The organism is Phaeovulum sp., assembly GCF_030684035.1.
In the GTDB taxonomy this organism is placed as follows: domain Bacteria; phylum Pseudomonadota; class Alphaproteobacteria; order Rhodobacterales; family Rhodobacteraceae; genus UBA6213.
Map to the genome: position 1 here is coordinate 12,217 of NZ_JAUXPI010000029.1, position 14,504 is coordinate 26,720.

Sequence of the window (14,504 nt, forward strand, 5' to 3'; positions counted from 1 at the left end):
AAGATAACACGCGTGTTACACCCACCCCGATACCCCACCATACTGCGGATGCTCCCGCCCGCCCGCATCCGGACTGCCACAGCATCGCGCCGGTTCAAAGCGCCGCCAGCACCGCGCGCGCCGCCCGCAGCCCCGGCGACTCGCCACCCTCGCCAAGGCGCTGCATGGTCACCTCCATCGCCGCAAACTGCGCCGCCCGCGCCGCCTCATCCTCCAGCAGTCGCAACAGCGCGGCCGCCATCGGCCCGGCGCGGCAATTGCTGCCGATGAACTCGGGGATCACCCGGGTCTCGGAAACGAGGTTGACCAGCGTGACGGTATCGATCCGCAGCATCCGGGAAAAGATGATGCGGCTCAACGCGGCCATGTCATAGCCGATCACCATCGGCACCCGCGCCGCCGCCAGCTCAAGACTGACCGTGCCCGAGGCGGCCAGCGCCAGATCGGCGGCGGCAAAGGCGGCGCGCTTGTCTTCGCCGCTTTCCACCACGATCGGAGCCACCGGCCAGCGCGCGGTCATCTCGCGCACCATGCCCGCCACCCCGCGCACCGTTGGCAACACCACCCGCAGCCCCGGTTCGCGGTCACGCAGCCGCATCAGCGCCTCGTCAAACCGCGGCCCCAGCCGCGCCACCTCGCCCCGCCGCGACCCTGGCAGGCAGAGCACCAGCGGCTGATCCGGGCCGATCATGTGGGTTTCCCGGAACGCGGCGGCTTCGGCGGCGCTGGCGCGCGGCTCGGCCACTACCGGGTGGCCGACAAAATCGCAGCCCATCCCCGCCGCCTGCATATAGGGCGGCTCGAACGGCAAGAGCGCCAGCACATGGTCGATGAAGGGGGCCATTTTCGCCGCCCGCCCGGGTCGCCACGCCCAGACAGAAGGCGCGACATAGTGGATGGTGCGCAGTCCGGGCCGACCGGCACGCGCGGCACGGGCCACGCGCAGGCAGAAATCAGGGCTGTCGATGGTGATCAGGGCATCGCCCGATGCCACCACCGCCGCCGCCATTTCGGCAATGCGGCGTTTCAGCGCGCGATACTTCGGCAGCACCTCCCAAAGCCCCATCACCGAAAGCTCTTCCATCGGAAACCGGCTTTGCAGCCCCTCCGCCTCCATCAGCGGCCCACCGACACCATCGAATGCCACATCCGGCAGCAGTGCCTTCAACCCTGCCATGAGCGCTGCCCCAAGCGCGTCGCCCGACGCCTCGCCCGCGATCAGAAAGAACTTCATGGCAGCCGCGACCAGAGAAAAAGGCCCGCAGCTTCGGCCGCGGCCAGGGTTGCGGCACGGTCGAGCAGCAGCACGCCGCCCGCCTCCCAGGCGATGCCTGCCAGCCCCGCCGCCGCCGCGCGCGCGACCGTATCGGGGCCGATTGCAGGCAGATCGACGCGGCGGTCCTGCCCGGGCTTCGGTGCCTTGTAAAGCACCCCGCTTCGGGGTGCGGGGTCGGGCAAAAGGCTACGATGGCGGGCGGCGAAATCGAGCATGGCATCGGTGCCGGGCAATGCCTCGGTGGCAAGGCACAGACCTTGCACGACCACTGCCCCCTGCCCCAGATCTTCCGCCCCGATCGCCGCGACGATGGCGGCAGCGCGGGCTGCATCAGCCTCGTCCTGCGGGCTCGGTGCGCCGGTCAGCACGCCCGCACCCGGCACAAGATCGGGGGCTACCTGATCGGGGCCGAGCACCTCGAAGCCCCAGTCCTCGAATATCGCGATGGTCAGGCGCAGCGCCGCATCGTCGCCGCCCTGCATTGCGGCCAGCAGGCGCGGCACCAGCGCGGCGGTGCGGCTGTCGAACAGCTCCGGATCAAGGTGCGGACGGCGCACACCGCCGGCCAGTACCACGCGCCGCACCCCGAGCCCGTGCAAATGCTCGAGAAAGGGCACCAACCGTTCCAGCCGGAAGCAAAGCGGATCGGCCACCACTTCGGACCGGATGCCTTCCAGTTCGGCCAGAACGAAAGGCTCGCCAAGCGCCGCCGCCAAGAGGCGCGGCAAAGCCCCGGCCCCGGCGATGAGCGCAAGCTCGGTCATCGCGGCGTCAGGAAGCTGCGGTCAGACGGACCGAGAATGAAATCGAGCACCTCGCGCGCCATCGGGCCAGCCCCCCCGGCATCCGAGAGCCGCCGCGCCGCGTCGCGGAAATTGCCTTCGCCGAGTGCCGCGTAAAGCTCGCGCAACTCGGCGATTTCAGGCTTTCCGGCACCACGCCGTTTCAGCCCGACAAGATTCAGCCCTTCCAGCACGCCACGCGGCCCCTGCACAAGGCCATGCGGTATCACATCCGCCGTGACCATTGTCAGCGCGCCGATGATTGCGCCGCGGCCGATGCGCACAAACTGGTGCACCCCGGAAAGACCGCCGACGATCACATCTTCCTCGATCACGCAATGCCCGGCCACCGCAACGCTGTTGACCAGAATCACCCGGTCGCCGATCTGGCAATCATGCGCGACATGGGCGCTTGCCATGAACAGGCAATCGTTGCCGATGCAGGTGACCAGACCGCCGCCCTCGGTGCCGGGGTTCATCGTTACATATTCGCGGATCCGGTTGCGCGCGCCAATCACCAGGCGGCTCGCCTCGCCCCTATATTTCAGATCTTGCGGGGCCTGACCGAGCGAGGCGAAGGGAAACACCACCGTATCTTCGCCGATCTCGGTCGCGCCACCGACGACCACATGCGATTTGAGCTCGACCCGCGCGCCCAGAACCACCTCGGCCCCGACCACGCAGAACGGCCCGATCCGCGCGCCCGCGCCGATCACCGCCCCCGGATCGACCACCGCCGAGGGGTGCACAAACGCGGTGGCGTCAATGCCCATGACTAACCTTTCAGGTCCATCATCGCGGTGAATTCCGCCTCGGCCGCAAGCTGCCCATCGACCCGCGCCTGGCCGAGAAATTTCCAGATCTTGCCGCCGCCGCGCTTTACCGTCACATGCAGTTCCAGCACATCGCCCGGCACCACCTTGCGGCGGAACTTGCAACCGTCGATCGCCATGAAATAGGTGAGCAGCGGCTTGTCGATGACATTGAGGCTGATCCCCACCACCACCGCCGAGGTCTGCGCCATGGCTTCGACGATCATCACCCCGGGCATCACCGGCTCGGCAGGGAAATGGCCCTGAAAATGCGGTTCATTGAAGGTGACGTTCTTGATGCCGACGGCACCCTTGAAAGGCACGATGTCGCGCACCTTGTCGATCAGCAGGAACGGGTAACGATGCGGAATGATCCTCTGAATCAGATGGATATCGGCCTCAGTATGGGCAGCTGGCTCGGACATCGCGGCTCCTGCGCTGATCGGCGTCGTTCCAATGTGGTGCGGACTTGCTAGCAATGCCGCTGTTGAATGGCAAGCCACGCGGCTCAGTTTCCGTCGGCGGGCACGGCGGGTGCGGTGGGTTCTGGTGCCGCTTCCGGCAGCGGCGTGGCAGGCCCGGCACCCAGCAGCGCGTCGGCGCGCGCGATCACCTCGTCGGTCACATCGATCGCATCCACCGCCAGAAAGATCGCCGCGCGGTCAAGAATTGCCACCGCGCCGCGCGCCTTCAGCACCTCGCTCAGCGGGGTGAAAAGCGCCTGATAATAGCCAAGCTTTTCGGCGTCGGCGCGGCGCGCGATATCACGCGACTTGGCATCCTGTCGACGCCGGATTTCGGTTACCTTGGCGTCGAAAGCGTCGGCGGCGGTGCGAAACTCCTCGGCAGGCATAGTCGCGCGGCGCTCGGTCAGATCACGCTCCTCAAGGGTAAGCTCGTCGGCGATACCTTCATTCTCGGCGGCTAGCGCCGCGAGCTCGGAGTTGATCTGCGCCGCCACCCGCTTGCCCCAGAGCGAGCCGGTATAAACCCGCTCGGGGTCAAGCGTCAGCACCGGGCTTGGCATGGTGATAGCGCCCCGCGGCACCTCTTGCGCCTGCGCCATGCCGACTGCAAGCGCAAGGACAACGGTCAGACCGAGGATGCGCAACAGCGCCATGGTCGCCAAAGCCTCAGAACTGGGTCGAGATCGTCAGATCGAATTCCTGCTCGACATCATAGGCTTCTTTCAGCAATGCCCGCGAGAAGTTGAAGCGCAGCGGCCCGATGACCGTATCCCAGAACACCGAAACCCCGATGGCCGAGCGCAGGTGCATGGAATCGTCAACCGACCCGCCACCGTCATTGTCGAGCCCCCAGACCGTGCCGACATCAAGGAACAGCCCGCCGCTGACGCCGTATTCTTCCGGCAGGCCGATCGGGAACTTGGCTTCAAGGCGAAGCGCGGCGAAGTAGTTGCCGCCAAGCGCATCATTGTTGACGGCACCAAGATCGCGCGGGCCAAAGCCGTTCGGCTCGAACCCGCGGATCTTGCCGTTGCCCGAGAAGCGATCAAGAACGCGGCTTTGCTGCCCGCCCATCATGTGCACCGCGCCACCTTCAAGCTCGGCGCGCAGCGTTACCGCTTCGCGGAACACCTTGGTCTGCGCGGCAAAAAGCGCCGTCGTGCGCAGCGATTGCACATCGCCGCCGACGCCTGCAAAATCCTGCCCGAAGCGGAATTGCAGCGATGACCGGGGGTTAAGCCCGGAAAGCCGGGTGTCATGCGTGTAGGTATAGCCGAGCCCGCTCGAAATCAGCGCCCCGGCTTCGCCTTGCAGGATCGTCGAGGAGTTGGCGTTGACCTCGAAAAGGTCATCGCGCGCTGCGGAATAGCGAAGCTCCAGCCGCCCGACCCGCGAAACCGGAAAATCGAGCGCCACCGAAAGCCCCATCCGGTCGGACTGATAGAACGAGAAATCGTTGTCGGAAACCTTCTGGAAGGCATTGAACTTGAACTTCAGATCGCGCCCGAGCAGCTGCGGCTCGATGAAGGTAATCAGGGTGTCAGCGTTGTTCGCCGCTGTCGAGAAGTTGAGCGCAACATACTGGCCGCGCCCGAGGAAGTTCGATTCCTGCAAGCGCACATTGGCACCGAAACCGGCGGCAACGCCGTAGGTTGCACCGAAGGAAAGCGAGCCGGTCGCCTGTTCGGTCACGTTCACATCGACCACCACCTGATCGGCCGCAGAACCGGGGCGGGTGTTGACATCGGTGCTGGAGAAAAAGCCGAGCGCACGAATCCGCTCTGCGCCATTGCGAATTTCGCGCGGATTGAAGGGGTCGCCTTCGACCGTGCGGAACTGCCGCCGCACCACCTGATCGAGCGTGGTGGTGTTGCCTTCAATGTCGATGCGCTCGACAAAAACCCGCGGCCCGCGCACCAGCGCCAGCGTCAGGTTCACCGTCAGATCGCGGTCGTTGCGGGTGATGCGCGGCTCGACCTGCACAAAGGTCAGGCCCTTGTTCAGCGCGAGGGCCTCCATCCGCGAGATCGTCAGATCAATGTCGGAAGGCGAATAGGTGGCACCCGGTTTGACCCTCACCTCGCGCTCGAACTCGGCGGCATCGACACCGTTGATTTCGCTGATCGTGGTGATTGTGGCAAAGCGGTAGGGCTGCCCTTCATGCAGATTGAAGGTCAGGAAAAACGCGTTGCGTTCGCGCGAAAACTCGGTCGAGGTGCCAAGCACCTGAAAGTCGATGTAGCCGCGCGAGCGGTAGAAATCGGTGAGCAGTTGCTTGTCGAACTCGGTCCGCTCGGGCACGAAAGTGTCGCTGCGGATCAGCCTGCGGAAAATTCCCGCCTGCTTCGATTCCAGCACCTGCCGCAGACGGGCGTCAGAAAAGGCCTGGTTGCCGGTAAACGAAAGCCGCTCGATCTCGGTCACCGCACCTTCGGTGATCTCGAAGGCGAGGTCCACGCGGTTGCCAGAAAGCCGGATCAGCCGGGGGTTCACCCGCGCTGCCATGCGGCCCTGCGCGGCATAGACCTCGGCAATCTTCTGTGCATCGGCCTCGGCGGTGGCGGGCGAATAGACATGGCGCGACTGCGAGCGCACGAGCCCGGCAAGTTCCTCGTCCTTGAGGATCTTGTTGCCTTCGAAATTGATGATGTTGATGGTCGGATACTCGCGCACGCGGATCAACAAAGTTCCGCCCTGTGGCACGATCTCCACGCTTTCAAACAGGCCCGAGCCTTGAATCCGCTGGTAGGCGTCGTTCAGCTCGCCAGCACTCACCACCTTGCCCCGACCGATTCCGGCAAGGGTTACCACCGTTGCGGTCTCGATCCGCTCCAGCCCGCTGACCTGAATCGAAGAAAAGGTATAGCTTTGCGCCAGCGCAGCACCTGGCAGGGTGCCGCAAGCCATTGCAATTGCAAGGTAAAGGAGGCCAGTCCGCAAACGCTGCAAAACCCGCGCGCCAACACCGCAGCCAAAATGCCGCAAGCTCGTCATCGTGATCTCCCGCCCAGGTATAGATCTTATACTTGTGACTAGCCCGAATGACGGGGCTTGTCAAAAGCCCTCGGTGCGGGAAATTGCCTTACGGCTGGAGCATGTAGACCGGCGCGGGAAAGCTGTTCTGGTAGAGCACGGTGCACAGCATCGCGGTGCCGGTAAGCGCCACCACAAGCGCCAGCGGCACCAGCAGGCGGTCGAGGTTGATTTCGACCAGCAGCGATATTCCGCGATAGCTCTCGGCGATCATTTGCATGGCTCAGCCCTCTTCTCACCAGCGCAACGATGCACGCGTTTTATGGCAGAAGTTGGGCACCGGCCCGGATCAGGGGCAGAAGATATCGTTGTTGAGCCCGAATGCCATCAGCCCCAGCACCAGCACCAGCCCGAGCGTCATCAGCACATTCAGCACCCTTTCGGCGGGCGGCTTGCCGGTGATCGCCTCCCAGGCGTGAAACACCAGATGCCCGCCGTCGAGCACCGGAATCGGGAACAGATTCAACAGGCCCACCGCTGTTGAAAGCATCGCCACGAACCAGATGAAATTGCTCATCCCCGCCGAAGCCGCCTGCGCCGAAGTTTCGGCAATGCCGATCGGGCCGCGCAGGTTGCAGCTGGAAATCGCGCCGGTGAGCATGTACCACATGCCCGACAGCGACGAACGCGCGATGAACCAGGTTTCCGAAGCGCCGCCCTCGACCGCCTCCCAGATGCCGGTGCGCCGGGTCTCGGGGGTGAAGAACAGGTTGCCGGTGGCCCCGATCAGCCAGCGGGTTTCAAAACCGCCGTCGCGCAATGGCAGATCGGTGCGGCGCGGCGAAAGGCTGACCACAAGGCTTTCGCCCGCCGCCATGCCCGGTCGCCAGACCGAAAGCTCGATCGGGGCACCTTCGGCCGCCAGCACCGCCGCCTGAAGATCGGCGAACCGGACCAGCGGCACGCCGCCCGCGCTCAACACCACATCGCCTGGCCGCAGGCCTGCATCGGCGGCAGCGCTGCCCGCGCCGATGCCCGCAAGTCGCGCCGGAAAAAGCGCCGGGCCGCTGACGGTCAGCACCTGCCCGGCGCGCTCGACCACATAGCTGAGGCTTGCCTCGGCGGGCACCGCCTCAACGGCAATGTTCAGCGCCGGATAATCCGGTGTGGCAAGCCCCGCGACCGAAACGATGCGGTCGCCGCGCCGGATCTCGCCCGCGCCACCCGGCAATTCCACCACCGCGCCGATGCTTGGCACATCAGTGGCGGTGCCCGACCAAATGAACACCCCGGCAAAGATCAGAACCGAGAGGGCGAAGTTGAACACCGGCCCCGCCGCCACCGTCGCCGCGCGCGCCCAGACCGGGGCCCCGTGCATGGTGTGGCGGCGTTCTTCCTCGGTCATATGCGCCATTGCCTCGGCATCGGCACCGGCCGAAGCCGCGTTTGCATCGCCCATGAACTTCACATAGCCGCCAAGCGGGATCGCGGCAATCTGCCAGCGGGTGCCGTGCAGGTCGCTGTAGCTGATGATCCGCGGCCCGAAACCGATCGAAAATACCTCGGCCCGAATCCCGGTAAGCCGCCCGATGATGTAGTGCCCGAATTCGTGCACGGTGACGATCACCAGCAGCGCCGCCACAAAGGCCGCGACGGTATAGAGAAGGTTGCCGAAATCGGGCAGCAGGGTAATGAAATCCACGCCTCAGTCCTTGTTCTGGCCAATCAGCGCCCGCGCCACCGCGCGCGCCTCGGCATCGGTTTGCAACACCATATCGAGGCTCGTCGCGGCTTTTCCAAGGCTTTGCCGCGCAACCATTTTGTCAAGGGTGGCCTCGACCAGCCCGGACATATCCATAAAGCCTACTTGACCTGAAATAAACGAATCGAGAGCGACTTCCTTGGCGGCGTTGAACACCGCCCCCGCCGTGCCGCCCGCCGCCATCACCTCGCGCGCCAACCGCAGCGCGGGCCAGCGCAGCGGGTCGGGTGCCTGAAAGCTGAGCCGCCCGAGCGCTGCCAGATCGAGCCGCGCCACCGGCAGCGGCGCGCGCGCCGGCCAGTTCAGCGCATAGCCGATGGCGTGGCGCATGTCGGGCGCGCCAAGATGCGCCATCAGCGCGCCATCGGCAAAACCGACGAGCGCATGCACAATGCTTTCGGGGTGCACCAGCACCTCGATCTGTTCCGGTGCCACGCCAAAATATTCGTGGGTCTCGATCAGCTCCAGCGCCTTGTTGAACATCGAGGCCGAGTCGATGGTGATGCGCTGCCCCATCGACCAGTTCGGGTGCCGCGAGGCATCGGCCACGCTTGCCTGCACCAGCCGCTCCAGCGGCCAGTCGCGCAGGGCACCGCCCGAAGCGGTGATGATGATCCGCTCGACCGCCGCGATGTCTTCGCCGACCAGCGCCTGAAACACCGCCGAATGCTCGCTGTCCACCGGCAGGATGCGCGCGCCATGCCGCGCCGCCTCGGCCAGCAGAAGCGGCCCGGCGGTGACCAGACTTTCCTTGTTGGCAAGCGCCAGCGTGGCACCATGGGCAAGCGCGCGAAACCCCGGTGCCAGCCCGGCCGCACCGACGATGGCGCTCATCACCCAGTCGGCCGGGCGGTCAGCGGCCTCAAGCAGCGCCGAGGTTCCGGCCGCCGCCGCGATGCCGGAGCCCGCGAGCGCGGCGCGAAGCTCGGCCAGACACTCCTCATGCGCGGTCACCGCGACCTCGGCCCCGAGCGCGCGCGCCTGTTCGGCAAGCCGCGCCACATTGCGTCCGCCGGTCAGCGCCACGGTGCGAAACGCCGCGCGCCCGCCCTGCCGCTGCAACAAATCGAAGGTGCTTTCGCCGATCGAACCGGTCGCGCCAAACACCGAAAGGCTGCGCATCGATCAGCCCCCGATCCCAGGCATTGCCCCGAAGAGGCCGAGCACCAGCACCGCCAGCACCGCGCCGGTCAGGGCATCGAACCGGTCAAGCGCGCCGCCGTGGCCGGGGATCAGGGCCGAGCTGTCCTTGACCCCGGCGCGGCGCTTGATCCAGCTTTCCATGATGTCGCCAAGTTGCCCGGCGAAACCGACCAGCGGCGAGATCGCCACCAGCACCCAGGGCCCCTGCCCCGCCAGCACGAACCCGGCACCCACCGCCGCCGCGCCAAGCCAGCCCGCAACCGTGCCCGACCAGGTTTTCTTCGGGCTGATCGCTGGCCAGAATTTTGGCCCGCCAATACTTCTGCCGACAAAATACCCCGCAAGATCGGAGGCAATGACCACCGCGACAAGCCAGAGAATGGTCGCAAGCCCCGCACCTTCGCGCAGCGCCACCATGGCATAGCCGCTCAGCATCAGCGCACTCGCATAGCTAGCCGCCACCAAAGGGTGCAGCCGCGCGCGCAGCAGGCTTGCAAGGCCAGGCAGCAGCAGCAATGCCAGCGCAAAGGGCGAATGCAGCGCCAGCACCCCGGCCAGCACCAGCGCCGCAAGCGCGGCCAGCGCCAGCGCCTCTTGCGGGCGGTCGGGCGCGCTCATCCGCGCTAGTTCCCAGACCATCGCGGCGGTGACGGCCACCACCAGCGCCGCAAACCAGACACCGCCGACCCCAAGCGCCGCGCCACCCACCACAGCCATCACCACCGCCGAGCCGAACCGGGCAGGCAAATCGCGCCAGGTGCCGGGCGCGCTCATGCCTTGGCCCCGCCAAAGCGGCGTTCGCGCCCGGTGAACCGCGCAACAATCGCCGCCAGTTCGTCACGGGTGAAATCGGGCCAGAGCGTCGGGGTGAACTCGTATTCGGCGTAGGCCGCCTGCCAGGGCAGGAAATTGGAGGTGCGGGTTTCGCCCGAGGTGCGGATCACCAGATCAGGGTCGGGCAAATCGGCGGTATCGAGCCGCGCCGCAAGTGCCGCCTCGCCCGCGTCTTCCAGTGCCAGCCGCCCGGCGGCAACATCGCCCGCCAGCCGCGCCGCGGCACGCGCAAGCTCGTCGCGGCCGCCATAGTTGATCGCCACGGTCAGGTTCAAAAGCGTGTTGCCCGCGGTGCGGGCCTCGATCGCCGCCATCAGCTCGCGCAGGCGCGGCTCCAGCCGCGCACGCCCGCCGATGAAGCGCAGCCGCACACCCTGCGCGCTCAGCCGCTCGGCTTCGCTCTCGATGTAGCGGCCAAAGAGCGTCATGAGGCCGATCACCTCCTCGGTCGAGCGCTTCCAGTTTTCGGTGGAAAAGGCGTAGATCGTCAGCCAGCGGATGCCAAGACCGGGGCAGGCCTGCACGATCTCGCGCACCCTCTCGGCACCGCGACGGTGCCCGACCAGCCGCGGCCAGCCGCGGCTGGTCGCCCAGCGGCCGTTGCCATCCATGATGATCGCCACATGCTCGGCGCGCGGCCCCGAAGGCCCCGCAGCATCTGACGCATCCTTGCTGGCCATCGGCCCCGCCCCTTTCGGCTGCACGCGGGCCTAGACCTGCATGATCTCCGCCTGTTTCGTATCCAGTGCGCGGTCAATGGCGGCAATTGCCTTGTCGGTCAACTCCTGCACCTCGTCGTGCCACATCTTCTGGTCGTCTTCCGACATGCCGGCGGTTTTGGCCTTCTTGACCTGGTCCATGCCGTCGCGGCGCACATTGCGCACCGCGACGCGCGCGCTTTCGGCGTAATGCCCGGCAACCTTGGTCAGCTCGCGCCGCCGCTCTTCGTTCAACTCGGGGATCGGCAGCATCACGATGGTGCCATTGAGTTGCGGGTTGATGCCGATGCCCGAATCGCGGATTGCCTTGTCAACCTTGCTCACCAGCGCCTTGTCCCAGACGTTGAGCGTGACCATGCGCGGCTCGGGGACGTTGATCGTGCCGATCTGGTTGAGCGGCGTGAGCGTGCCGTAAGCATCGACCATGATCGGATCGAGGATCGAGGCCGAAGCGCGCCCGGTGCGCAGGCTGGCAAATTCGTGATGCAGCGCGGCCAGCGCCCCATCCATGCGGCGGTCGAGGTCGTCGATGTCGATATCGAGATCGTCTGACATGGGATTTCCCCTCTTGTTACAGGCACCGACGCCGTTCTAGCGACTTCGCACCCGGTTGGAAAGTCAGCCATGCACCCTTGTATAGGTGCCTTTCCCCTCCAGCACGCCACGGAAACCGCCGGGCTCGTCAAGCGAAAACACGATGATCGGCAGATTGTTGTCGCGCGCCAGTGCAATTGCCGAAGCATCCATGACGCCGAGGTGCTTTTGCAGCACCTCGTCATAGCTCACCGTATCGTAGCGCTTCGCATCGGGGAATTTCTTCGGGTCCTTGTCATAGACGCCATCAACCTTGGTGCCCTTGAAGATCGCTTCGCAGCCCATTTCGTTGGCCCGCAGCGTGGCGGCGGTATCGGTGGTGAAATAGGGGTTGCCGGTGCCCGCCGCGAAGATCACCACCCGCTTCTTTTCAAGGTGGCGGATGGCGCGGCGGCGGATGTAGGGCTCGCAGACCTGATCCATCGGAATTGCCGAAATCACCCGGGTAAAGATGCCCTCGGCCTCCAGCGCCGCCTGCATGCCGAGCGCGTTCATCACCGTGGCGAGCATGCCCATATAGTCGGCGGTGGCGCGCTCCATGCCTTGCGCGGCACCCTGAAGGCCGCGAAAGATGTTGCCGCCGCCGATCACCATGCAGATCTCGATGCCGAGGTCGTGCACCGTCTTCACCTCGCGCGCGATCCGCGCCACGGTTGGCGGATGCAGGCCATAGCCCTGATCGCCCATCAAGGCCTCGCCCGAAATTTTCAGCATCACCCGCTTGTATTCCATTTTTGCCTCGGCCCCCGTGCCCATGCCCATACCCGCCCCCAAGTCTTGTTGTCATCGGCGCGCAAATTGTCGCAAATGACGCGCGGGTTCAACCGCAGCTTGGAGCGATCGCGAAAAACCTTGCGCCAGAACGCCGAAACCCATGATCCCGCAAGCATCGATCCGGCACGGCACGTGCTGATTGCCGGGCCGACCGCAAGCGGCAAATCTGCGCTGGCGCTGGCATTGGCGCGGGCGCAGGGCGGTGTCGTGGTCAATGCCGATGCGCTTCAGGTCTGGTCCTGCTGGCGGGTGCTGACGGCACGGCCGGGCCCCGCCGACGCGGCGCTGGCCCCGCATGCGCTTTACGGCCACATCGGCCCGGGTGCGGAATACTCGGTCGGTCACTGGCTGCGCGAAATGGCGCGGCTTCTTGCCTCGGGGCAAAGGCTGATCGTGACCGGTGGCACCGGGCTTTTTCTTTCGGCGCTGACCGAAGGGCTGGCCGCAATTCCCGCCACCCCGCCCGAAGTTCGCGCCCGTGCCAATGCGCGCATGGCGGCGGAAGGTCCGGGCGCGCTTCTGGCCGAACTCGACCCCGCCAGCGCTGCGCGAGTCGACCGGCTGAACCCGGTGCGCATCCAGCGCGCCTGGGAGGTGCAGGCGGCAACCGGGCGCGGGCTGGCCGCATGGCATGCCGAAACCCCGCCGCCGCTGCTGCCGCTGGCCGCCTGCACCGCGCTTCTGATCGAGACCGACCGAGACCGTCTTGCCGCCCGCATCGACGCGCGCTTTGCCGCGATGCTTGCCGAGGGTGCGCTTGATGAAGTGCGCTCGGTGCTGCCGGTCTGGAACCCTGCCGCGCCCTGGGCGCAGGCGATCGGCGCGCCGGAACTGGTAGCGCATCTGCGCGGCGAAGTGACACTGGCCGAGGCAAGCGCCGCCGCGCAGGCCGCAACGCGGCAATATGCCAAGCGACAGCGCACATGGTTTCGTGGCCGGATGCGCGGCTGGCACAAGATCGTGGGTGCCTGAGCGGGTGCCGGTGCGTTTCCGCTTGCGCTTCTATTTTCTCTTTCAAAATAGGTACTTCGCCGGTATTCTTCGCCTGCTCACTGCCAAGAGGCCCCGATCTTGAAACTTTTCTCAGCTACCCCGCTGTCGCAATTTGCATCCGGCGGCGCAGGCCCGGTGTCGGCTGAGCCCGCCGGAAGGCGCATCATTTCGCTGCTGGAGCCGCCGAGCCAGATCAGGATCGTGCCGATCCAGCGGCTTGCCGCAGGCGGGCGTTGGCGCATCGAGGCGATGCGGGCGCTTTCCGAACCGGTGCTGATGTGGTTCACCCGCGGTCAGGGCCGGATCACGCTTGGCGGTGTCACCCGCGGCTATGGCACCCATAATGCGGTTTTCATTCCTGCCGGGGTGATGCACGGCTTCGAGCTCGGGGCGCAAACCGCGGGGATCGCGCTTTACTTCGGCTCGGGCTGCGATGTGACCTTGCCGCATTCGATCCAGCACCTGCGGATTCGCGAGAGCGGCCCGCAGACCGAACTTTCGGCGATTCTGGAGAACATCCAGCGCGAGATGGAAAGCAAGCGTCCCGGCGCAGACCGCGCGGCGCGCCACCACCTTGGGCTGCTCGGGGTCTGGCTGGAGCGGCAGGCCGAAATTGCCGCCGCCGATGCCAAGCGCATTCCCGCCGCGCGCCGCCTTGCCGCGCGCTACGCGGCGCTGCTGGAGCGCGACTTTCGCACCGGTCTGGGCGTTGCCGACATGGCAGCCGAGCTTGGCGTTACCCCGACGCATCTCAGCCGCGCCTGCCGCGAGGCCTGCGGGCACCCGGCGCATGCGCTTCTGGCAGACCGCAGGCTTTACGAGGCGCGGCGGCTGCTGAGCGAAACCCGCGAACCGGTGAAGGAAATCGCTTCGGTGCTGGGCTTCACCAGCCCGGCCTATTTCACCCGCGCATTTCACGCCTCGACCGGCAAGACCCCCACCGCTTTTCGCCGGGGAGCATGAAGCGAGGCAACGGCGCTAGCCCGCGCCAAAGGCCAGTTCCGCCCGCCATTTGCGCAATCCGGCAAGCAGGCGGTTCGAGCGCGCGAGATAGTCCCCAGCCAGCAGCGCCTCGGCCTCGACCAGATCGCCCTGCTCCACGAGCTTTGCCACCGCGCCTGCGCTTTGGTGAAACGCCTGGTGCAGCCGCGCAATCACCCGCCAGGCCGGGGTTTCGCGGGTGGCCGCGTCAACCTCGGGGCCGTGCAGCCAGGTGCCGAAGGCGCAGGCATGGTCATCGGCGATCTCGGCGGCCGGTTTGCCAAGATCTGCGCCCATGACAGCCCGGCGAAATTCGAGCCGCCATCGGCCGTGCGCTTCAACGGCGAGGGAAATTTGGTCGGACTGGCGGCGGTGAAACATGCAAACTCTCCCA

16 protein-coding genes are annotated in these 14,504 nt (G+C 66.1%); 2 read left to right on the forward strand and 14 right to left on the reverse strand.

The window, feature by feature from the left end; translation table 11 throughout:
- Positions 1-94: 94 nt before the first annotated feature.
- The 13 genes from lpxB to pyrH form a co-directional block, all read right to left on the reverse strand.
- On the reverse strand, positions 95-1,234 hold the full coding sequence (gene lpxB / locus Q8J98_RS06885; protein ID WP_305293710.1) for a lipid-A-disaccharide synthase: 1,140 nt from the start codon (positions 1,232-1,234) through the stop codon (positions 95-97).
- Complete coding sequence (gene lpxI, locus Q8J98_RS06890; RefSeq protein ID WP_305293711.1) at positions 1,231-2,040, reverse strand: UDP-2,3-diacylglucosamine diphosphatase LpxI domain-containing protein; 810 nt, start codon at positions 2,038-2,040, stop codon at positions 1,231-1,233. Before lpxI ends, lpxB begins: the two co-directional genes overlap by 4 nt.
- Positions 2,037-2,831 (reverse strand): acyl-ACP--UDP-N-acetylglucosamine O-acyltransferase, encoded by a 795-nt coding sequence (gene lpxA / locus Q8J98_RS06895; protein ID WP_305293712.1) that lies wholly within the window; start codon positions 2,829-2,831, stop codon positions 2,037-2,039. The genes lpxI and lpxA overlap by 4 nt, the downstream gene beginning before the upstream one ends.
- A 2-nt stretch (positions 2,832-2,833) precedes the next feature.
- Positions 2,834-3,295 carry a 3-hydroxyacyl-ACP dehydratase FabZ gene (gene fabZ / locus Q8J98_RS06900; protein WP_305185788.1) on the reverse strand — a complete coding sequence of 154 codons (462 nt, stop codon included), beginning with the start codon at positions 3,293-3,295 and terminating at the stop codon, positions 2,834-2,836.
- A gap of 83 nt (positions 3,296-3,378) precedes the next feature.
- Positions 3,379-3,990 carry an OmpH family outer membrane protein gene (locus Q8J98_RS06905; RefSeq protein WP_305293713.1) on the reverse strand — a complete coding sequence of 204 codons (612 nt, stop codon included), beginning with the start codon at positions 3,988-3,990 and terminating at the stop codon, positions 3,379-3,381.
- A gap of 13 nt (positions 3,991-4,003) precedes the next feature.
- The gene (gene bamA, locus Q8J98_RS06910) at positions 4,004-6,331 is read right to left on the reverse strand and encodes an outer membrane protein assembly factor BamA (protein WP_370868070.1); all 2,328 of its coding nucleotides are present in this window, start codon (positions 6,329-6,331) and stop codon (positions 4,004-4,006) included.
- An 88-nt stretch (positions 6,332-6,419) separates the two neighbouring features.
- Entirely contained in the window at positions 6,420-6,590 is a 171-nt protein-coding gene (locus Q8J98_RS06915) for a hypothetical protein (RefSeq protein WP_305185790.1), read from the reverse strand.
- A gap of 69 nt (positions 6,591-6,659) precedes the next feature.
- Positions 6,660-8,012, reverse strand: a complete 1,353-nt coding sequence (rseP, locus tag Q8J98_RS06920; RefSeq protein ID WP_305293714.1) for an RIP metalloprotease RseP — start codon at positions 8,010-8,012, stop codon at positions 6,660-6,662.
- A gap of 3 nt (positions 8,013-8,015) precedes the next feature.
- On the reverse strand, positions 8,016-9,194 hold the full coding sequence (dxr, locus tag Q8J98_RS06925) for a 1-deoxy-D-xylulose-5-phosphate reductoisomerase (RefSeq protein ID WP_305293715.1): 1,179 nt from the start codon (positions 9,192-9,194) through the stop codon (positions 8,016-8,018).
- A gap of 3 nt (positions 9,195-9,197) precedes the next feature.
- Positions 9,198-9,989, reverse strand: coding sequence for a phosphatidate cytidylyltransferase (locus Q8J98_RS06930; protein ID WP_305293716.1), 792 nt, complete (start codon positions 9,987-9,989; stop codon positions 9,198-9,200).
- Positions 9,986-10,729, reverse strand: coding sequence for a polyprenyl diphosphate synthase (uppS, locus tag Q8J98_RS06935; protein ID WP_305293717.1), 744 nt, complete (start codon positions 10,727-10,729; stop codon positions 9,986-9,988). Before uppS ends, Q8J98_RS06930 begins: the two co-directional genes overlap by 4 nt.
- 30 nt (positions 10,730-10,759) lie before the next feature.
- Complete coding sequence (frr, locus tag Q8J98_RS06940; RefSeq protein WP_305185795.1) at positions 10,760-11,323, reverse strand: ribosome recycling factor; 564 nt, start codon at positions 11,321-11,323, stop codon at positions 10,760-10,762.
- Positions 11,324-11,386: 63 nt separating this feature from the next.
- Positions 11,387-12,124, reverse strand: coding sequence for a UMP kinase (pyrH, locus tag Q8J98_RS06945; RefSeq protein ID WP_305293718.1), 738 nt, complete (start codon positions 12,122-12,124; stop codon positions 11,387-11,389).
- Between the two features lie 90 nt (positions 12,125-12,214).
- Between pyrH and miaA the strand changes: the two genes are divergently transcribed.
- Together miaA and Q8J98_RS06955 are read left to right on the forward strand one after the other, a co-directional pair.
- Positions 12,215-13,108 carry a tRNA (adenosine(37)-N6)-dimethylallyltransferase MiaA gene (gene miaA, locus Q8J98_RS06950; protein WP_305293719.1) on the forward strand — a complete coding sequence of 298 codons (894 nt, stop codon included), beginning with the start codon at positions 12,215-12,217 and terminating at the stop codon, positions 13,106-13,108.
- Between the two features lie 99 nt (positions 13,109-13,207).
- On the forward strand, positions 13,208-14,092 hold the full coding sequence (locus tag Q8J98_RS06955) for an AraC family transcriptional regulator (protein WP_305185798.1): 885 nt from the start codon (positions 13,208-13,210) through the stop codon (positions 14,090-14,092).
- A 15-nt stretch (positions 14,093-14,107) separates the two neighbouring features.
- Here Q8J98_RS06955 and Q8J98_RS06960 read toward each other — a convergent pair whose 3' ends face one another.
- Complete coding sequence (locus Q8J98_RS06960) at positions 14,108-14,491, reverse strand: CZB domain-containing protein (RefSeq protein ID WP_305185799.1); 384 nt, start codon at positions 14,489-14,491, stop codon at positions 14,108-14,110.
- Positions 14,492-14,504: the final 13 nt, after the last annotated feature.